At 49.8% G+C, this 19,136-nt stretch carries 20 protein-coding genes and 1 tRNA gene; 10 read left to right on the plus strand and 11 right to left on the minus strand.

All coding sequences use genetic code 11. The features are described from left to right. Positions 1–61: 61 nt before the first annotated feature. Entirely contained in the window at positions 62–562 is a 501-nt protein-coding gene (locus BLP55_RS07435) for a hypothetical protein (RefSeq protein ID WP_091141711.1), read from the plus strand. Positions 563–1,549: 987 nt separating this feature from the next. Here BLP55_RS07435 and BLP55_RS07445 read toward each other — a convergent pair. Both BLP55_RS07445 and BLP55_RS07450 read right to left on the minus strand, forming a co-directional pair. Beyond that, on the minus strand, positions 1,550–2,674 hold the full coding sequence (locus BLP55_RS07445) for a glycosyltransferase (protein WP_091141713.1): 1,125 nt from the start codon (positions 2,672–2,674) through the stop codon (positions 1,550–1,552). Continuing rightward, on the minus strand, positions 2,671–3,612 hold the full coding sequence (locus tag BLP55_RS07450; protein WP_091141714.1) for a lysylphosphatidylglycerol synthase transmembrane domain-containing protein: 942 nt from the start codon (positions 3,610–3,612) through the stop codon (positions 2,671–2,673). Before BLP55_RS07450 ends, BLP55_RS07445 begins: the two co-directional genes overlap by 4 nt. 97 nt (positions 3,613–3,709) lie before the next feature. Between BLP55_RS07450 and ruvC the strand changes: the two genes are divergently transcribed. Together ruvC and hemW are read left to right on the plus strand one after the other, a co-directional pair. Further along, positions 3,710–4,264, plus strand: a complete 555-nt coding sequence (gene ruvC / locus BLP55_RS07455) for a crossover junction endodeoxyribonuclease RuvC (protein WP_091141715.1) — start codon at positions 3,710–3,712, stop codon at positions 4,262–4,264. A gap of 2 nt (positions 4,265–4,266) precedes the next feature. Continuing rightward, on the plus strand, positions 4,267–5,391 hold the full coding sequence (hemW, locus tag BLP55_RS07460; RefSeq protein ID WP_091141716.1) for a radical SAM family heme chaperone HemW: 1,125 nt from the start codon (positions 4,267–4,269) through the stop codon (positions 5,389–5,391). A gap of 228 nt (positions 5,392–5,619) precedes the next feature. Here the strand turns inward: hemW and BLP55_RS07465 are convergent, their stop codons facing one another. Then, positions 5,620–5,955: a hypothetical protein gene (locus BLP55_RS07465; RefSeq protein WP_091141717.1), complete on the minus strand. Its 336-nt coding sequence runs from the start codon at positions 5,953–5,955 to the stop codon at positions 5,620–5,622. Positions 5,956–6,059: 104 nt separating this feature from the next. Here BLP55_RS07465 and BLP55_RS07470 point away from each other — a divergent pair, with 104 nt between their 5' ends. The 4 genes from BLP55_RS07470 to BLP55_RS07485 all read left to right on the plus strand — a co-directional run bounded on the left by BLP55_RS07470 (position 6,060) and on the right by BLP55_RS07485 (position 8,659). After that, positions 6,060–6,827 (plus strand): cyclase family protein, encoded by a 768-nt coding sequence (locus BLP55_RS07470; RefSeq protein WP_091141718.1) that lies wholly within the window; start codon positions 6,060–6,062, stop codon positions 6,825–6,827. After that, entirely contained in the window at positions 6,814–7,221 is a 408-nt protein-coding gene (locus BLP55_RS07475; RefSeq protein WP_091141719.1) for a GNAT family N-acetyltransferase, read from the plus strand. The genes BLP55_RS07470 and BLP55_RS07475 overlap by 14 nt, the downstream gene beginning before the upstream one ends. A gap of 312 nt (positions 7,222–7,533) precedes the next feature. After that, complete coding sequence (locus BLP55_RS07480; RefSeq protein WP_091141720.1) at positions 7,534–7,905, plus strand: MmcQ/YjbR family DNA-binding protein; 372 nt, start codon at positions 7,534–7,536, stop codon at positions 7,903–7,905. A gap of 40 nt (positions 7,906–7,945) precedes the next feature. Continuing rightward, positions 7,946–8,659: a PH domain-containing protein gene (locus BLP55_RS07485; RefSeq protein WP_091141803.1), complete on the plus strand. Its 714-nt coding sequence runs from the start codon at positions 7,946–7,948 to the stop codon at positions 8,657–8,659. 33 nt (positions 8,660–8,692) lie between these two features. Here BLP55_RS07485 and BLP55_RS07490 read toward each other — a convergent pair whose 3' ends face one another. Together BLP55_RS07490 and BLP55_RS07495 are read right to left on the minus strand one after the other, a co-directional pair. Beyond that, the gene (locus BLP55_RS07490) at positions 8,693–9,541 is read right to left on the minus strand and encodes a phosphatase PAP2 family protein (RefSeq protein ID WP_091141721.1); all 849 of its coding nucleotides are present in this window, start codon (positions 9,539–9,541) and stop codon (positions 8,693–8,695) included. A 59-nt stretch (positions 9,542–9,600) separates the two neighbouring features. Next, a complete protein-coding gene (locus BLP55_RS07495; RefSeq protein ID WP_091141722.1) occupies positions 9,601–10,701 on the minus strand; it encodes a DUF4407 domain-containing protein in 1,101 nt (366 codons plus the stop codon). 223 nt (positions 10,702–10,924) lie between these two features. On the opposite strand from BLP55_RS07495, the gene BLP55_RS07500 reads away from it, so the two are divergent. Next, the gene (locus BLP55_RS07500; protein ID WP_317040294.1) at positions 10,925–12,151 is read left to right on the plus strand and encodes a glycosyltransferase family 4 protein; all 1,227 of its coding nucleotides are present in this window, start codon (positions 10,925–10,927) and stop codon (positions 12,149–12,151) included. Further along, positions 12,148–13,122 (plus strand): D-2-hydroxyacid dehydrogenase family protein, encoded by a 975-nt coding sequence (locus BLP55_RS07505; protein ID WP_091141723.1) that lies wholly within the window; start codon positions 12,148–12,150, stop codon positions 13,120–13,122. The genes BLP55_RS07500 and BLP55_RS07505 overlap by 4 nt, the downstream gene beginning before the upstream one ends. 122 nt (positions 13,123–13,244) lie before the next feature. Here the strand turns inward: BLP55_RS07505 and BLP55_RS07510 are convergent, their stop codons facing one another. Beyond that, a complete protein-coding gene (locus BLP55_RS07510) occupies positions 13,245–14,633 on the minus strand; it encodes a dipeptidase (RefSeq protein WP_091141724.1) in 1,389 nt (462 codons plus the stop codon). A gap of 113 nt (positions 14,634–14,746) precedes the next feature. Here BLP55_RS07510 and BLP55_RS07515 point away from each other — a divergent pair. Beyond that, a tRNA-Leu gene (locus BLP55_RS07515) sits at positions 14,747–14,828 on the plus strand. A gap of 202 nt (positions 14,829–15,030) precedes the next feature. On the opposite strand, the gene BLP55_RS07520 is transcribed toward BLP55_RS07515, so the two are convergent. The 5 genes from BLP55_RS07520 to BLP55_RS07540 form a co-directional block, all read right to left on the minus strand. After that, positions 15,031–16,377: a serine hydrolase domain-containing protein gene (locus tag BLP55_RS07520; RefSeq protein ID WP_091141725.1), complete on the minus strand. Its 1,347-nt coding sequence runs from the start codon at positions 16,375–16,377 to the stop codon at positions 15,031–15,033. 80 nt (positions 16,378–16,457) lie between these two features. Next, the gene (locus BLP55_RS07525; RefSeq protein WP_091141726.1) at positions 16,458–16,817 is read right to left on the minus strand and encodes a nuclear transport factor 2 family protein; all 360 of its coding nucleotides are present in this window, start codon (positions 16,815–16,817) and stop codon (positions 16,458–16,460) included. Next, complete coding sequence (locus tag BLP55_RS07530; protein ID WP_211516817.1) at positions 16,814–17,128, minus strand: GIY-YIG nuclease family protein; 315 nt, start codon at positions 17,126–17,128, stop codon at positions 16,814–16,816. Before BLP55_RS07530 ends, BLP55_RS07525 begins: the two co-directional genes overlap by 4 nt. Positions 17,129–17,219: 91 nt before the next feature. Beyond that, a complete protein-coding gene (locus BLP55_RS07535; RefSeq protein WP_091141728.1) occupies positions 17,220–18,086 on the minus strand; it encodes a pseudouridine synthase in 867 nt (288 codons plus the stop codon). A 78-nt stretch (positions 18,087–18,164) separates the two neighbouring features. Then, positions 18,165–19,118: a geranylgeranylglycerol-phosphate geranylgeranyltransferase gene (locus tag BLP55_RS07540; RefSeq protein ID WP_091141729.1), complete on the minus strand. Its 954-nt coding sequence runs from the start codon at positions 19,116–19,118 to the stop codon at positions 18,165–18,167. Between the last annotated feature and the right edge of the window lie 18 nt (positions 19,119–19,136).

Genomic DNA, 19,136 nt, shown 5'->3' on the forward strand with positions numbered 1-19,136 from the left:
TTTCTTAGATTTGAAAATTAAACGTATTTTTAAGCCCACTAAAATTGCTTGCCGAGATTCGATGAGAAAAATCCTTCCGATATTGTTGCTGTTCCCGCTGCTCCTGGGTGGTTGCCAATGGATCGACCAACAAATCCCGTCCGAAGAGGACTTGCTCGAAAAGGAGTTGCAACAAATCAATTGGAGCGAAGTAGACGAGTACCCATCGGTGGTTTCGTGCGATTCGCTTACCGACAAGGAGCAAAAAAAACAGTGTTTCTTTCAATACCTGACCGAACTCATCCAAATCAAACTCAGCGCCGATACCTTGGCCGTACAATATCCGCAACTCGACACCATCGAGGTTAAAGTTACGGTTTTACCCAATGCGACGCTCGAATTCGAGCCACAATTGGCCGATAGCCTTGCGTTGCACCGTCCTGTGATCGACAGCATCATCAAGACGCGGCTCGTAGACTTCCCAGAAATCCAGCCCGCGCTCAAACGCGGCATGCCGGTGAAGACGCAGTTTGTGTTGCCGGTGATATTGGATGTTCAGAAATCTAAATTTAGGAGACGTTAAGGAGCTGTTTCCCGCTGTACGTTGCAATCTTTTTGCGCTTTGTAAGCGCAAAAAGGATTTCCACTGCCATCGGGGCTAGGGGTTGACTACGTTGCTCGGGCAATCTTCAAAATTTCAAGTTTTGCAATTCTTTGGGGTTTTCGCTACCGCGGGTCTACTTTTAGCTCACCAAAATAATATTTGGTTTTGGTGTTCGCTGAACCTCGCAAGCTCGGTTTGTATGGCAACAAAAGTAGCAAAAATGCCTGGCGCGCGGTCGTTCGGCGACCTGCTGGCTTTTGCCGTCTAAAACAAATGAACTCGCTTCGCTCAAACACCATTTGTTTCTTAACGCCAGCTTCAAGCCGGGCCAACGCGCCTCCTGGCTCCTTCGCTAAAACAGTCCTCTGGACTGTTTCTTTACGCTCGGCCCTCCGCCTGCCACGACCAAAGCGCGCAGCCTCACGAAGAGAATTTGTCGTAAATAGAAAGTTCTTTCTTCGCTTTGTGTGTTCGTCCAACGCGCCGGAATCCTTGTCGTAGCCAGAAGATTTTTCCTCGCGGCGGACGTTGCACGACGAACGTCCCTAGCGAACCGATTCGTTCAACTCTCAATGAAGATTCCCCGTGCGGATTTTTGGCGCCGCGGGCAAGCCAAAAATAAAATAGACACTCTCCTTGAGCGCCAGCGGCCATCAAATTATAAACATTTGAAATTAAAAGGAGGAAGCCCAGTGGGCTTCAGGTACGTAGAGCTGAGTGGTTTGCGACCAGCAAAACCACGAACGGTTAGCGGTTTGGAGCGAGAACCGACGTAGTTTTTGAGTTTAGGATTTGCGGGCCTTGTCCCGACGCTTCGGGATTGTTTCTTTTGTTTCAAGACAAAAGAAAGCCTGCGGCAGCTTAGCCCCGATTGAAACGGAAATCCTTTTGCGGCCGCAGTCCCGACACTTCGGGACGGAGGCCGTAAAAGATTGCAGTGAAAAGCGGGAAAAAGCTCCTAAAAAATCACACCTTAAACCGTCGCCCCTTCCAAGAATACCCAAAAACCAAAACGTAAACCGCGACGGCAACACTGAAAAACGGGTAAATCACGGCACTCGGCACGAGCCCCCACATCCATTTTCCGGTTAGGAATTGGTTGGTTTTGTAGAGCAGGATGGTGTCGACGAGGAATTTGATTGCGAACAACGCGACGAGTTCGCATCCGGCTAATTTTCCAAAAAGTGTGAGCGCCAAAGCCATCAAAATGGCGAGGTTCCCCAGGAACACGATCACGGCCAGGTCCTTCCCGAACACGCTTTGGTAGTCGCCCGCTTTTGATGCCCAGCGCGCGTGTTGCTGGAACAACGCTCCCCAACTGGTTAGCGGTTTGGTCGATACGATGTTGCCCTCGGCCTTGAGATAATGCACTTTTTCGGGGCAGTTGGCGACGGCCTTTTGTACGAGGAACACATCGTCGCCGGTGGCCTTGTTTTGGTTGCCCGCGAATCCGCCGAGTTCATGGAACAGTTTTTTGGTGTAGGCAAAATTGGCACCGTTGCACATGAATCCGAGCCCGAGCCCAAAACTTCCGATGGTGGCGCCCTGTAGGCTTGCGAGGTCGAGTTGCTGGAACTGGCGGATGAATGATTTGGACGGCGCGTAACTGACCGATCCGATAAGCATTTCGGCCTGGCTTTGCTGGATGAAGTTGTCGAGCGTGCGCAGCCAACCCTTTGGGAACGTGCAGTCGGCGTCGGTGGTCACAACCCATTGGCCTTTGACGATGTGGATGGCGCGTGCGATGGCGTCTTTTTTGGGCGACCCCGTCATGTTGATGTTCTCGAGCAGCGTAAATTCGTATTGGCCGTTGTTCATGCGCCAATCGTATACGACGCGCTGCGATTGGTCTTCGGAAAAATCGTCGACGAGGATGAGTTCGATCAGTTCGATCGGATAATCCAATTGTTTGATGCTCGCGAGCAAATCGGGTAGATTTTTGGCTTCGTTGCGAAACGGGACCACGATCGAAAAATAGGTTTGCGGCTGTTGGTGCGTCGGGGTAAAAGTTTTGATCTTACCGAATCCGTAAATGAGCTGCGCAATCGTGACCGCATACACCAAAACCACTGCAAGAAGAAAAACAATCATGGGCGCCGCGTTTTAAATTGCAAGACGTAGTAGCTGCCGATGACCACAGGAAGGACGACATTCAAGAACCACATCAAGGTGCTGATAAAGATAACAATCCATTCGTTGACGCCCAAAAGCGAAAAGAAATAAACCGCAACCGAGCCCTTGACGGCGAAGTCAAAAAATTGAAACGTAGGTAGTGACGAAGCCAGAAAGTACATGCTCGCGATGACCGACATCAGCATCCAATACGGCAAATCGACTTCGAAAGCGAGGAACAAAAAATAGTATTGGTGCGAAAAAACGAGGTAGCGGCACAGTCCCAAAAAAATGTTTTTGCGGTGGATTTTCTTCGGCAACGCGCTGATCTTGTGGACGATTTTTTCGAGCGAATAGCCTTTGATTGCAAACGATTTGAAGAAGAACGACGCGGCAATCAATCCGCAGAACATGGCAAAAATAACACCCACCGTTCGCGCGGTGATCACACCAAAATGCGCGTTGAAATACAACAGTCCAAAAATGCCGAACACCACGCTGAGCAACATCTGGATGCCGTTGTTGACCAGGTTCAGGAACAAAATCTTCTTGGTTTGCGAGGCCTCGTAATACAACGCCTTGCCCGCATATTCGCCGATGCCGTTTGGGGTAAAGATCGACGCCGTGAGTGCCGCCAAAACCTGTTTGGATGCTTCGCCGATGCTGATTTTCTTGAAACTCCCGACCAAATTCTGCCATTTCAAAATCTCCAAAAACCGGTTGATGAAACTCAAGCTGAGGATGAACAAAATTCCGCCGATAGTCCAATTTTTCTTAAACAAATCCACGAACTTCTGCCATTCCAATTTGTCGTTGTGCGCGAGTTGGTCGTAGATGAAATAAAACGCGCCGCCCACGATCAAAAGTTTGGCCGCCGCAACGAGGAATTGTTTAGCTTTGTCGGGAATCGCTATCACGCTTGGAATTTACCGCAAAGAAACGCAAAGATTAACAAAGTCTGGGCGTAACTTCATTTATCTTTGTGAAAATATTGGCGCACTTTGCGTTAAAAATATGGCAAACGAACGCATCATATTGGGAATCGATCCGGGCACAACCATCATGGGTTTCGGGCTCATCAAAGTGGTCAATAAAAAGATGGAGTTCTTGCAGCTCAACGAACTGCTCTTGTCCAAGTACGACGACCACTACACCAAACTCAAGGTGATTTTTGAGCGTACGATCGAACTCATCGAAACGCACCATCCCGACGAAATTGCGATCGAGGCGCCGTTCTTTGGCAAAAACGTCCAGTCGATGCTCAAGCTCGGACGCGCACAAGGCGTGGCGATGGCTGCCGGACTCTCGCGCCAAATCCCGATTACCGAATACGAACCCAAGAAAATCAAGATGGCCATTACCGGGAACGGCGCGGCAAGCAAGGAGCAGGTGGCCAAGATGTTGCAACAATTGTTGGGCTTGAAGGAACTCCCTAAAAACCTCGATTCGACCGATGGCTTGGCCGCGGCGGTGTGTCATTTTTTCAATTCGGGGAAAATTACGGCGGGCAAAAGCTATTCGGGTTGGGAGGCTTTTGTGAAGCAGAACGAAGAACGCGTAAAAAAATAGCCGTGGCGGGAATTTACCTCCATATCCCCTTTTGCAAACAAGCCTGCCATTATTGCGACTTCCATTTTTTGACGTCGATGAAAAACAAGGAAGCGATGGTTGCCGCATTGACCAAGGAAATTGATTTGCGCAAAGACGAATTGGGAGGAGAAATGATTGAAACGATTTATTTTGGCGGTGGTACTCCCAGTGTCTTATCGACCGACGAAATCGAGTTTTTGATCGAGTCGGTTTATCAAAATTTTGAAGTGGTCGATAGCCCCGAAATCACGCTCGAAGCCAACCCCGACGACCTGTCGACCGACCAAATCACCCAATTGAGAAATACACGGATTAACCGTCTGTCCATCGGCATCCAATCGTTTTTCGACGACGATTTGAAAATGATGAACCGCGCACACAACGCCTCCGAAGCGCAAAAATCGCTCGCCGAAGCCACGCATCGTTTCGACAACATTTCTATTGATCTCATCTACGGTGTTCCAGGCATGAGCGATGAAAAATGGAAACAGAACATAGAAACCGCCTTGTCGTTTGGTGTGCCGCACATCTCGAGTTACGCGCTCACGGTCGAACCCAAAACGGCCTTGAAAAAACTGATTGCCACCGGACAAATTGCCGCGCCAAAGGATGAGGTCGCCGCATCGCATTTCAGGATTCTGGTCGAAACGCTTGAAGCCAGCGGATTTGTCCATTATGAGCTGTCGAATTTTGGCAAGCCTGGTTATTTTTCACGCAACAATTCGGCGTATTGGCTCGGGAAAAAGTACTTGGGGATCGGGCCGTCGGCGCACAGTTACGATGGCGTGTCGCGCAGTTGGAACGTTTCGAACAATTCGCTGTATTTGAAATCGATGGCAAAAGACGAACTGCCCGGCGAGACAGAGGTACTTTCTGTCGCAGACCGCTACAACGAATACATCATGACGGGATTGCGCACCATTTGGGGTGTTTCACTTGAAAAAGTGGAGACCGATTTTGGGAAAAAATACGTCGACTATTTGATGGGCGAAAGCAAACGTTTTATTGACGACGGGTTGTTGTCGTTAGAAAACAATGTACTCAAAACCACGCTCGCGGGTAAATTCCTGTGCGACGGGATTGCGTCGGATTTATTTTTGGTGTAGTTTCTTTTTGACCGAATTGGTTTGTTTCTATACCGGCGTGGCTAGCTGCCGAGTTTTATTCATCGTCCAATAAACTTTAACAAAAACTACAGATTTTCTGTATCCAACTTGTTTTTTAATTTCGTAGGGAATACCTTCATTGCCCCCTTCCCTATGAAGCGAAAATAGCATTTTATTTCATACGTTTGCTGAAGAAAATCTGTAAATCCCGACAGAAAACAAAATAATCTACAACTTCAACACCGTCCTAAGCAATCCCATCCCAAGCGCCGTCTGTACATTTGTCGCGCCATTCGGATTGAAAGAATCGGTGACGATACCATTCAAAGAAACAGGCAACGACGTGACATTCGAACGCCAGTACCCTTGACTTGAAATGGTATACTGCTGCGTCGACAACGTCGTGGCGTTGTACAGCGTAAGCGTTTGGGGCAGTCGGTCGAATTTTTGGAAGCCAAGCGTGAGCTCGATGGGCGCATTGTCAAGCCATTGCCTGAACCGATTGGTTTGCGCCGAAGCCGTCACGGCGCAACACACTGCAAAAAAGAAAAATAGATTTTTCATGCCAAATCATTTGGTGTCACTAAGATAGCATTTTTTGCGTCGCAGGCGATCAAAGTCCAAAAAACCTTGACGGACTTTCCCGAAACTTTGCTATTTTCGGGCTAATGAAAGCAACCCTCCAACACCAAGGCCAAACCTTTGCGGTCGATTTGTCGAAGCCCATCGATTTATCGATTCCGCTGACCAATACCAACGAGAATCCGATTGCGTGGTACCTCGACAAACCCGTTATAGAACCCGTGCGTATGGGCGATTGGATCGGGAAGGTGTCCGAAGGGCAATCGTCTACAAACTTCAACAACATCGCGTTCAATCCGCACGCACATGGGACGCACACCGAGTGTTTGGGGCACATCACGCGTGATTTTTACAGCATCAACCAACAACTTAAATCGTTTTTCTTTACCGCCGAACTCATTACGCTCAGGCCTTATGTGCATGACGACGACCACGTGATCACGGTGCTCCAGGTGCGCGCTGCGCTCGAAGACAAATCGCCCGAAGCCGTCGTGATCCGCACGCTGCCGAACGATACCGGTAAATTGCACCGCAATTATTCGCACACCAATCCGCCATACCTCGACGCGGCGGCGGCCGAGTTTTTGCGCAAAAGCGGCGTCAAGCACCTGTTGATTGATTTGCCGAGTGTAGACAAGGAAAAAGACGACGGATTGTTGCTGGCGCACAAGGCGTTTTGGAACGTCACCGATGTAAACAAGGTCAACGCCGATGCGCGTTTCGACGCCACAATCACCGAGATGGTATTTGTGCCCGATACGGTGCCCGACGGCAGCTATCTGCTCAACCTGCAAATCGCGCCTTTCGAAAACGACGCCTCACCGAGCAAACCCGTGCTGTATGCCATCGATTGAAATTTCTACCGATAAGTCAAGGCTGGACGTAGCGTTCATCCAAGGCTTTCTCAAAGACATCTATTGGGCGGCCGGGCGCACGATGGACGAAGTGCAAACCACGATTGACGCGTCTTTTTGTTTTGGGATTTTTGTCGACGGCAGGCAAATTGGGTTTGCGCGTGTGGTAACCGATTATGTCGTGTTCGCCTACCTGATGGACGTGTTCATCACGCCAACCGAGCGCGGCAAGGGCTATTCTTCGCTCCTGATCAAGGCAATGATGGAGGAACCGCAATTGCGACAGGTCAAGATTTGGCGACTGGCCACGACCGATGCGCAGTTTTTGTACGAGAAGTTTGGGTTTAAGGCCTTGGCGCATCCCGAGAAGATGATGGAGAAAATAGTTAATTAATTATTATTTATTTCTATTATTTATTGGGCGTTTGGCGGCTCCCCAAAAGCTAATCGCATTTGGCTCGCCGCCACCGGGCTGTCCGCTCTATCTTTTGCTTTGTAAACGCCGCAAAAGGATGCCGCTTCCATCCCACACGAGCGGAGCGACTGCCGAAGGAAACGCAAATGACCTCGCTACCACTACGCCCGCGTTAGCGATGGAAGTGGAAATCCTTTAATGAAGCGCAGCGGAATTAAAGATTGCAACGGACAGCGCGACCCGAGGAACGAAGGGGAACGCCCAATAAACAATAACAATAAAAAATAAACAATGGATATACAGGATTATTTCGACTACTGCCGCGCCAAAAAAGGCGTCACCGAACATTTCCCGTTCGACGAGGATACGTTGGTTTTTAAGGTGGGCGGAAAGATGTTTGCGCTGTCGTCGCTTAAGGAGTGGGAAAACGGTACGCCGTCGGTGAACCTCAAATGTGATCCCGATAAGGCGCTTGAGTTGCGCGCGCGGTACAATGCCGTCGAGCCGGGCTACCACATGAGTAAAATCCATTGGAATACCGTGGCGTTCCATGCCGATGTAGATGATAAAACGATGTGCCGTTTCATAGACGATTCGTACGATCTTGTTGTGAAAAGTTTAACCAAAAAAGCGCGCGCCGAGCTCGACCAATTGGGAAATTAAGGCTACTTTTGTGTGAATTCCTAAAGCGAAAACCATGGAAATGCGCGACCAAATCAAGAAGTTTCTCAACGAGGAACAAGACCCGAAAGCCATCGAGAAAATCACCGACAAAGTAGGCGATTTGCTCATGAAAGGCGAGGAAATCGGGTACATAGGCGTACAGAAAAAGCCCGCCATAACGGTGTTTCCCGACAGCATCGTCCTTACCAACAAACGCATCATCCTTTGCAAGCCCAAGAACTTAGGACTGTCGATGGATTTTGTAGATTATGTCTGGGAAGATGTAGCCGGAACTTTTGTCAAGGAAAATATCCTTGGTTCGGAGTTTTCGTTTGCGACCAAGACCGACATGCAGGTGTCTATCGACTACATCCCAAAAATCCAGGCAAGAAAGATCTACACGTTTGCAAAGGAACAATTGGAACTGCTTAAGACGGGAATGGTAGAAAATTCACCGATTTTTGAAACGACGCAAGCCATGCATGCGTTTGAAATGTCCGAAGAAATCGAAGAAATCGAGACCGAAGAAGTGACCAATTTTGCCGAGATCATTCCTGTATCGGGCTACCGCGACGAGAAGCAACACCCCGACCCATCGCCCGAGATGGAATTTGTACACGAGAAACCCGTCGCCGAGCTCTCGCAAGAAGAGCTGTTCGAGAAACTTCAGAACTACAAAAAACTGCTCGACAATGGTTTGATTTTACAGGGCGAATACGATGCCTTGAAAAAGGAAATTTTGAGTAAGATGTAAATAGAATCCGACGGTCGTCGGATTTTTTTTGATTTAAAACACCCCCACAACCCCAATGGTCCGCGAAGTAAAATTCAAATTCCACGAAATCTTTTTCTTGGCCACCACCGGGTCATAGTTGCGCTCGTGGTTGAGGTATTTTTCGATGCACTCTACCGTGGCCACGCTAAGCACCACGCCCATCGTGACGTCGGAGAGCCAATGTGCACCGGCCCACAAACGCGATACAGGCGTGATCGCGCCCACGGCCCAGATTCCGCCTTTGACCCACGGGCTTTTGAATTGTTTCGAAATCGCATAGGCCGTTGTAAAAGACAAAATGGCGTGGCCCGAAGGGAAAGAGTGATAGGCTTCTTCACCATTAAAAGGCTTGAAGCTCGAGGCGCCTACGCCGGTGGTCGGACGCGCGCGCCCCACGGCACTTTTTAGCACGGTTTGCAGTACACCTGCTGCCGTCGCCGATGAAATCAGCAACACGCCCGTCTTTCTTATTTTTTCGTTTTTGGTGATCAATCCAACGGCGTAAACCCCGCCCGTAATCCCATAGTTGTACAACGGTTTGCCAAAATAGAAACCGGTGTCCTTAAGCCACTCGGGTGCGCCGTGCCCTTGGTTGATGAAATAGTCGCTGGTCGATTCGTCGGTAGCCCAAAGAATACCCGTACCAATCGCCACGCCGCCAAAGCCCAGCCAATCGTCCTTTTCCCAACGAAGCGGGGCCGTGTAGGCATTTACGACGCCGCCAACCACACTCAGGCCGTCATACTTGAGCATTTCCCAACGCGTGGGCACCGAATCGGTGGCTACGGCAGTCGAATCCTGCGCGGCTAGTTCGGCGCAACCATACAAGAAGACTGCAAAGGAAAAGAAAAGGCGAAGCATAGGAATTTGTTTAAGGCTAAAAATAAGAAAGTTTATCCGTTTGGCGTGAACATGGGTGGTCAAAGTGTTTTTTTCTGCTTTTCGACAAAGCCGTTCGCCTGCAACTCGAGCAATTCCTTGGCCTTGCTGCGCTGCAGGTTGTAGAGTTCGTTGTCCTGCGCAATGTCGGCATACACGCGGTCGTGCATCTCGGCGCTGGTCTTGGCAAGCAGGTTGCGTTGGTATTTGTCCTGCGAAATAGTGGCGTGCAAGGCGGTTTCAAGGTCTTCGAGCTTGAAGTCGTATTCACCTTTGGGCGACATGAGTTTGGCGATGATGGGCGCGGTTTCGATGGCCAAAAACAACAGCATGATAAAGAACGACGGCAGCCACGGCAGTTTGTTGAGCGCGTTGATGCGCGCCATGAGTCCGTCGAATCCGTCGATGATGGGCTGCGTATCGGTGACTTTTTTGTCGAGGTCGGCCTGCAGTGTTTTGGCTTTTTGGTCGTTCTCGGCAATCTTGGCCTCGTTGGTTTTGCGCAACGCATCGAGTTCTGATTTGGCCAAATCGTGCTTGGCGATTTTCTCTTTAAACACAGGGCCTTTGCCCAATTTCATTGTGCCTTTGGTGCCTTCGGCCTCGGCGATGTAGGTTTCATACAACGCGTTGACCTCTTTTTCCTTGCGCGAGATCTCCGATTTCAAGCTGTCGGTTTGCGCCTTGTTTTTGTCGAGGTCGGTCTGGAAATAGGTCGCGACCTGCTTTTTGTTGGCCAGTGCCATCGCATTTTTTTCCTTGAGCAGCACCGTGTCGATTTCCTTCTGAAAAATCTTGATCTCGAGCGGTTTTGAAATCACAATCGCAATGATGACGGCCAAAATGATACGCGGCGTTGCCTGCAGGAACTCGGCCGAAAAACTGTCGCGTTTGCGGATCGTCGAAACGATAAAACGGTCGAGGTTAAAAATCAGCAATCCCCAAACCACGCCAAACGCGATCGCGGGATAAATGCTGTCGAAAACCGTAAAAAGCGCATACGCACTTGCGATAAACGCCATGACGGCGGTAAAAAAAACGGTGGCGCCAATGCCCGCGAACTTGGTTTGTTCGCCTTCGGAGCAACCTTCGAGCAGGTTTTTGTCGGCCCCGGAACACAGGATGAAGAATTGTTTGAGCATGATTTTGATTTTTTGATGATGATTTTACAAAAGTAACGCCAAAAAGTTTGCGATGTTGCCATCTGGTGTTAAATGTTTTAGGAGCTATTTCCTGCTGTACGTTGCAATCTTTTTGCCTTTGCATTTCGAGGGTAGCGAGAAATCTCATCAATGGCAAAAAGGATTTCCACTTCCATCAGGGCTAGGGCATCTGCATCCAAAAGAACTTTTCGTAATTTGCGGCATGCAAAACGTCCTCATCATTGGCTTTGTCTGGCCCGAACCCAATTCCTCGGCGGCGGGAACCCGTATGATGCAACTCATCGAATTGTTTCTCGAGCAAGACTGGAAAGTCACGTTCGGCTCAACCGCGGCCGACAGCGAATTTGCATTCGACGTGACCTCGATAGGCGTCGAAAAGGTGTCGATTGAACTCAACAACGCCTCGTTCGATACCTTCGTCAAAAAACTCGATCCAACCATTGTGTTGTTCGATCGTTTCCTGACCGAGGAACAATTCGGCTGGCGCGTAGCCGAGCAATGCCCCAACGCATTGCGGGTTTTGGATACCGAAGATTTGCACTCGTTGCGCGCCGCGCGGCAATTGGCGGTCAAGGAACAACGGGAATTTTCGACCGCCGATTTGTTTTCGGATGTGGCCAAACGCGAAATGGCGAGTATTTTTCGCTCAGATTTGTCGCTAATCATCGCTGAATTCGAAATGGATTTGTTGCGCGATTTCTTCAAAGTCGACGAAAAGCTGCTGTACTATTTGCCGTTTATGGCCGACGAGTGTCACCCAAGCGATTGGCCTGCTTTCGAGGAAAGAGAGGATTTTATCTTCATCGGCAATTTCCTGCACGAACCCAATTGGCATACCGTACAATATTTAAAAACCGAAATCTGGCCGCGCATCCGCAAACTTTTGCCCGATGCTTCGTTGAAGATTTATGGCGCTTATCCATCGCAAAAAGTATTGCAATTGCACAATCCTTCCGAGCGGTTCCACATCATGGGCCGCGCGGCAAACGCTGCCGAAGTGGTTCGGCGCGCACGTGTGGTTTTGGCCCCCATCCAATTTGGCGCAGGGGCAAAAGGCAAACTTTTAGAAGCCATGCAATGCGGTACGCCCAGCGTCACAACCACCATCGGTGCCGAATCGATGGCCGGCGATTTGCCTTGGAACGGAACCATTGCAAACCATCCCGACGAATTCGCTAAGGCCGCGGTTGCCTTGTACAATGATCAAAATCTTTGGCAACAATCCCAACGGAATGGGCTTTCGATTATCGCAGAACGTTATGCGAAGGAAAAATTCGCAAAATCATTTTTGGGACGCATTGGCGAACTGGCAGACAATCTACCAAAACACCGCGCGCAAAACTTCATCGGCGCGATGTTGCAGCACCAAACGCTGGCGAGCACCAAGTACATGGCCAAATGGATCGAACTAAAAAACAAACCGCTATGAAAATCACGATTCTGGACGACTACCTGCATGCCGTAGAAAAACTCACCTGTTTTGAACTGCTCAAAGGACAAAATGTGCAAGTGTTTTACCATGCCGAACAAAACACGAACCGACTGGTCGAAATGTTGCTTGATACCGAAATACTGGTGCTTACCCGTGAACGCACCGAAATTTCGGAAGCGTTGTTACAACGGCTGCCACATTTGAAACTCATTAGTCAAACCGGAAAGATATCGAACCACCTGGATTTGTCGCTTTGCACCAAGTACGGTGTCGCGGTCGCAGAGGGAATCGGATCTCCGGTGGCGCCTGCCGAACTCGCTTGGGCGCTACTCATGAACACGGTGCGTCAAATTCCACAATCGATTGCGAGCATGAAGGCGGGTAAATGGCAAAGCACAATCGGTCAAACCGTGCACGGAAAAACGATTGGTATTTGGGGCTACGGCAAAATTGGCCAACGCATGGCGCAGTATGCAAAGGTTTTTGGCGCGACGGTATTGGTTTGGGGTAGCGCAACGTCGCGCGAGAAAGCCCTTGCGGACGGTTTTGAAGCGGCACCCGACAAGGATTATTTTTTTAGAAATGTAGATGTCGTCACCCTTCATCTTAGGTTGAACGACCAAACCCGCGGCATTGTACAAAAGACCGACTTGCTGAACCTCAAGGACGGTGCGGCGCTGATCAACACGGCGCGTGCCGAATTGATCGAAACCGGCGCGTTGCAGTCGGTGATCGAAAGCGGCAAGGACCTTTTTGTAGGGACCGATGTGTATGAAAACGAACCGATTCTCGACAAGGATTTTGCGTTGTTGCACAAGCACAATGTGGTGTGTACGCCCCATTTGGGTTACGTCGAGCAAAACGGTTTTGAACTGTATTTTGGCAAGGCGTTCGAAAATGCCCTAAATTATATCAACGGAAACCCAACCAATGTGGCGAATCCCGAAGTTTTGACAGGACCGCGTTAGGGACAGAGGCAAGCACCGCGTGCAGCCGATGGCCCGACCGCAACCGCAGCTGGTTTCAATCGACGACAAGCGTGCTGTTGCGGGAACGCCATAAAAAAAACCGCCTTAAAGACGGTTTCGATTTACTTGCTGAGTTCCACAAAATATTTGTAAAACAGCGGAATCGTTTCGATGCCTTTCAGATAGTTGAAAATCCCGAAATGCTCGTTGGGCGAATGGATCGCATCGCTGTCGAGCCCGAATCCCATCATGATGGTCTTGCTTTTGAGCTCCTTTTCGAAAAGCGCAACAATAGGGATCGAACCGCCCGAGCGCACCGGGATGGGTTTGACACCAAAGCTGTCCTCGTAGGCGCGTGCCGCGGCCTGGTAGCCGATGCTGTCGGTCGGGGTCACATAACCTTGCCCACCGTGGTGCGGCTTGACCTTGACCGTCACGCCGCTTGGCGCAATGGCTTCGAAATGTTTGGTGAACAGTTCGGTGATTTCTTCCCAGTCCTGGTTGGGTACGAGCCGCATCGAGATTTTGGCGTAGGCCTTAGAAGCGATGACGGTCTTGGCGCCTTCGCCCGTATACCCGCCCCAAATACCGTTGACGTCGAGCGTCGGACGGATCGAATTGCGTTCGTTGGTCACATAGCCTTTTTCGCCGTAGATGTCGTTGAGGTCGAGCGCTTTTTTGTATTTGTCGAGATCGAACGGGGCTTTGGCCATTTCGGCGCGTTCCTCCTGTGAAAGCTCCTGTACTTTGTCGTAGAATCCAGGGATCGTGATGTGGTTGTTCTCGTCGTGCATCGACGCAATCATTTTTGCGAGGATGTTGATGGGGTTGGCCACCGCACCGCCGTACAATCCGGAATGTAGGTCGCGGTTAGGCCCGGTGACTTCGACTTCTACATAGCTCAGGCCGCGCAAACCGGTAGTGATCGATGGTTGCTGGTTAGAGATCATGCCCGTATCTGAAATCAGGATGACGTCGTTGGCCAGTTTTTCATGGTTGCGTTCCACGAACCATCCGAGGCTCTTAGAGCCGACCTCTTCTTCGCCCTCGATCATGAATTTGACGTTGCAGGGCAGGGTGTTGGTGCGCACCATGTATTCAAGCGCCTTGACGTGCATGTACATCTGGCCTTTGTCGTCGCAGGCACCGCGCGCAAAAATGGCGCCTTCGGGGTGCAGTTCGGTGGTTTTGATTACGGGTTCGAACGGTGGCGAAGTCCACAAATCCATCGGGTCGGGTGGCTGTACATCGTAGTGTCCGTAAACCAGAACAGTTGGTAAGTTTTTATCGATGATTTTTTCGCCGTAAACAATAGGGTAGCCCGGCGTGTCGCATATCTCGACCAAGTCGCAGCCCGCTTTTTCGAGGCTGGCTTTGACGGCGTTGGCCGTGTCGATGACGTCTTGGGAATAGGCCGGATCGGCGCTGACCGACGGAATTTTGAGCAGTTCGATCAGTTCGTCCAGGAAGCGTTGTTTGTGCTGCTGGACATAGGATTTAATGTCGTCCATTGTGGTGTTTTCGATTATCAGAACCCCAAATGTAGCAAAAAACAGCGGTTAAAAAAATTGATATTTGATAATTGCCCAATGATAATTATGGCTATATTTGCAACCTACTTTTCGCGGATATGGTGAAATTGGTAGACACGCCAGACTTAGGATCTGGTGCCGCAAGGTGTGTAGGTTCGAGTCCTATTATCCGCACAAAAGCTCCTCACGACGAGGAGCTTTTTTTGTTTTTGGTGTGTAGGTTCCCCCGAAGCGTCGGGGCTATTATCCGCACAAAAGCTCCTCACGACGAGGAGCTTTTTTTGTTTTTGGTTTGTAGGTTCCCCAAAGTGTTGCGCCAATTCCACATACAAAGCAGGTTGTTGGGTGCGTTTTTCCAGTGACCGTCGATCAGATTTCAGGTTTTTTTCATGATCATTTTGACACCGCCTTCGATAACATAAGCGGTTTTGATTTGTTTGTCGTTGGTCAACTCAAATTCGACCTGGAATTCGACATCGGGTTCATCGATGTAAAACGATTGATTCGATTCGGGTACAAGTTCAATATCACGGTGTATACGCCAATACAACTTGTCGTTGTTTTGCACCAGGTTGATCGGGAACGGAATGTTGTCGGTTTGAAATGTTCCCGTGTAGTTTGCAAGAAGGGAAGAATCGACGGGTTGTCGTTTACGGACGTGGGTAGGCAGTACGTCGTATCCGAAAACAATGCCCGCCAAACCCTTGTGCACAAAGTCGAGGTTGGTGTCGCGGTTGGTCAGGATGATGATACGCAAACCGTCGTCGGGATAGTCGATCATAAAGGTGTTGACGCCCGACATCGCCCCGCCATGGTGTAGCGCGCGCTTGCCGAAAAAGCGATCGACAAAGATGCCGTAACCTGCGCCACGGTCTTCGTGGTTGGGGGTGTCCATCTCCTGGAGCGATACGGGTCCGATGATTTTTCCAGACATCAACGCATCGCGCCATCGGTCAAGATCGTGTGTCGTCGAATAAAGATTGCCCGCGCTGAATCCAATCTCCACCGACCGCGTTTCGCCCTTTGTCCATTTGCCGGTAAGGAGCGAGTAGCCGTCGGCCAATTGGGGTACGATGGCGTCGTGAACCAAGGAACCGCTTTGGGTCATACCTGCTTTTTCCAATAGATTTTTCCGAATGTAATCGGCATATTTTTCGCCCGACACCTGTTCGATAACGAAGCCCAGCAGCAAATAGCCCGAATTGCTGTATTTCCAGAAAGTACCGGGCTCAAAATCATAGGGTTTGAGCTTGAACGTTTTGAGGATGGTGTCCTTGAGTTGGGCGATGGGAAGGTTTGGGTCGGTGGCAAACCATCGCGCATCGAGGGAACATTCGCGAATGCCCGAAGTGTGGTTGAGCAACATGCGCAAAGTCACCTGGTCGCCTTTGGGATAGTCGGGAAAATACTTGGCCAAGACATCGCTGGTTTTGAGTTTGCCCTGTTCCTGCAATTGTAAAATGGCGGCGGCCGTGAATTGCTTGGCCAGCGAACAAACAGGGAACTTGGTGTCGGGCGTGTTGGGTACTTTCCACTCGCGATTGGCGAGTCCGAACGCGTTGTCGTATATCACTTTTCCTTTTTGGGTCACCAGTACGGTGCCCGAAAATTGATGGGTCGTTACCTGGGCGCGCATGTATTGGTCAATGCGATCGCGCAGGATTTTGGGGCTTTGCGCCGATACATTTGCGCAGGCCAACAATAAAAAGAACTGTTTTTTCATGAGATGATGATTTGAACAAATATAACTAAATTTATAGTTATACAACTATTTTTTTAGTTTCAAATCAAAATCACTTGATTTTAACCATGGTACACGCGCGATGCGATGATTTTAAAGTCTTTGATGTCGAGCACTTCGGCCACCAGCAAATCTTCTTCGCCGGATACCGTTCGCAGGTATTCCATGAACACGCGGTCGTCGTTGGCCGTAAGCGATGTGACTTTATAGTGCAGGGTCGGTAAGCGGTCGAACGCATCTTGCCACCAGCTGCGCATCGCTTCTTTACCAATCACCAAGCCGTTGGTCTCGGGCTCGCGGATTTTGAGCTTGGGGCTAAAATGGCGCGCGTCGTCGGCATAAAGCGACAGTAATTTTTCGAGGTTGTGGGCGTTAAAGGCATCAAACCATTGACGTGCGATTGTTTCGTTGGGATGGGTCATAGGGTGTAGGGTTGGGATGCTGAACTTGGTTCAGCATCTGTGGTGGAGAGCGCGCGCAATTTCGGGTTGGCGGCCATGATGAGGTTCCACTTCCATGCGCGGTGCCAATTTTTGAGTTGCCTGGCGCGGGCTTGGGCGGTTTCTATTTTTTCGAACGGTTCAAAATAAATCAAATGCACCAAAATGTATTTTTTTGTAAAAGGTGACTCGGTTCCGGCCCTGTGCGCTGCCAAACAGGTGTCGATGTCTTGCGTAAAATTGATGTACAAAGTAGTTCGTCGCGGATTGCTGAGGATGTAAACATAAGGCATAACGGTCGCTTTTTGTAAAGCTAACCAAACGACTTTTGTTTTCATTACAGAAAAACTGCCGTTCTTACAGATGCTGAACCAAGTTCAGCATCTACACATTCCTCAAATTAATCACTTCCTGATCGGTCAAGTAACGCCAATTGCCACGCGGCAAATTCTTTTTGGTCAATCCTGCAAACGCCACGCGGTCTACCTTGAGGACATTGTATTTGAACGCCTCAAAAATCGCGCGCACCACCTTGACGTTGGCCGTACGCAACTTGATGCCGATTTCGGTTTTGGCTTGCCCTTCGATATAGCTGATCTCGTCCACAAACAAACGGTGCTCGTCGAGTGTCACACCACCCGAAATTTTCTCGAGGTCTTCGAACTTGAGGTTTTTGTCGAGCGAAACCTGGTAAATCTTGAACGATTTTTGGTTCGGCTGGGCAAACTTCGTGATCAGGTCGTTGTCGTTGGTGAACAGCAAAAGGCCGGTTGTGTTCTTGTCCATACGGCCCACAGGTTTGAGCTTGGCCGTGGTGGCCGCGCGTACGAGTTCCAGTACGTTGCGCATGTCGGCATCGTCTTCGCCTGCCGTCGTAAAGTTCTTGGGTTTGTTGAGCAGTACGTATTCTTTTTTGCCCGGGGTCAACACCTGTCCGTCAAAATTCACGATGTCGCCCGGTTTGACCTTGTAACCCATCTCGGTCACGGGAACGCCGTTGACCTTGACTGCGCCCGATTGGATGTAAATGTCTGCATCACGTCGCGAACAAGCCCCAGAGTTGGCGATGTATTTGTTGAGCCTAATGTTGTCCGAATCCATTTTTGGCTTGGGTGTAGCGGCAGGTTTTGGCTTTTGCGAACGCTTGGGCATGGGCGGTTTGGACGAGCGCGGCGCGCTTTTATCCGATGCATTCTTGGCCGTTGGTTTTGCCCCGCGCGGGGTGCTCTTTTTGCTGCCGTCTTTTTTCATGGATGGAATTTTGAGCAAAGATAGTACTTTTTGAGCCCGGTTCGTTTCGTCTGCGCAAACGTCTGGAGAGATGCGATGCTAAAAATTGACGGCCAGGTATTTCTTGCCATTGACCAGCACCGAAGGGTCGATCAACACAATACAAAAAACGCCCATCACGATCAAAAATTTGAGCAGGTTATGCAGCTGTAGGAATTGCGTACGCGTACTGGCTTTCCAGATCAAGGCGACAAAAACCAGCAGTGCGGCCAAGCAGCCGTAAAAATACAAGTCCATGTAGCCCACATCGTATACGTCGGTCAGTAAATATACCGGAAACAGCGTGGCGGCGCACAATGCCGCGATGACTTTTTTGGAGGTCGATTCGCCGTAAACCACGGGAATCGTCTGGTAGTCGTTGGCCAAATCACCTTTGATGTTCTCGAGGTCCTTGGTGATTTCGCGTACGAGCAGTAGCAAGTACAAAAAGGCCGCGTGCGCAAAAACAATCCCGGTTTCAATCTCATACGGATTGTACTGTTCTTTTTTGTAGAAGTAGATCAGGATGCCAAAAAACGGGAACACCGCGAGGAACGACGCCGTCAAATTGCCCACAATTGGGTACTTTTTGAGTTTGTGCGAGTAAAACCAAATCAGGAAGATGTATATCGAGAAGAACAGTACCACGCGCCACGAGATGAACACCGAAATCAGCACGACCAGAAAGTTCAAGGCAAAATACACGTACAGTTTGGTGCGCTGGCTCACGAGTCGGTCGAGCATCGATTTTTGCGGCCGGTTGATCAGATCTTTTTCGGAATCGTAAAAATTGTTGATGATGTAGCCCGACGCGATCGACAAACTCGAAGCCAAGACCAGAATGAACACATTGGCATCGAGCAGGATTTGCATCGCGCCCATGTCTTTGGGCGAGAGGATAAAAATCGCCGACAAGTATTGCGCCATCACAATAACAGGAATGTTGTAGCCGCGCACGACCGAGAACAGGCTGACGATTTTCATCAACCGCAATTTGTTCTTTCTGCTCAACATCCGCTTGGAGTTTGGACC

This window comes from Flavobacterium caeni (assembly GCF_900101895.1).
Taxonomy (GTDB): Bacteria; Bacteroidota; Bacteroidia; order Flavobacteriales; family Flavobacteriaceae; genus Flavobacterium; species Flavobacterium caeni.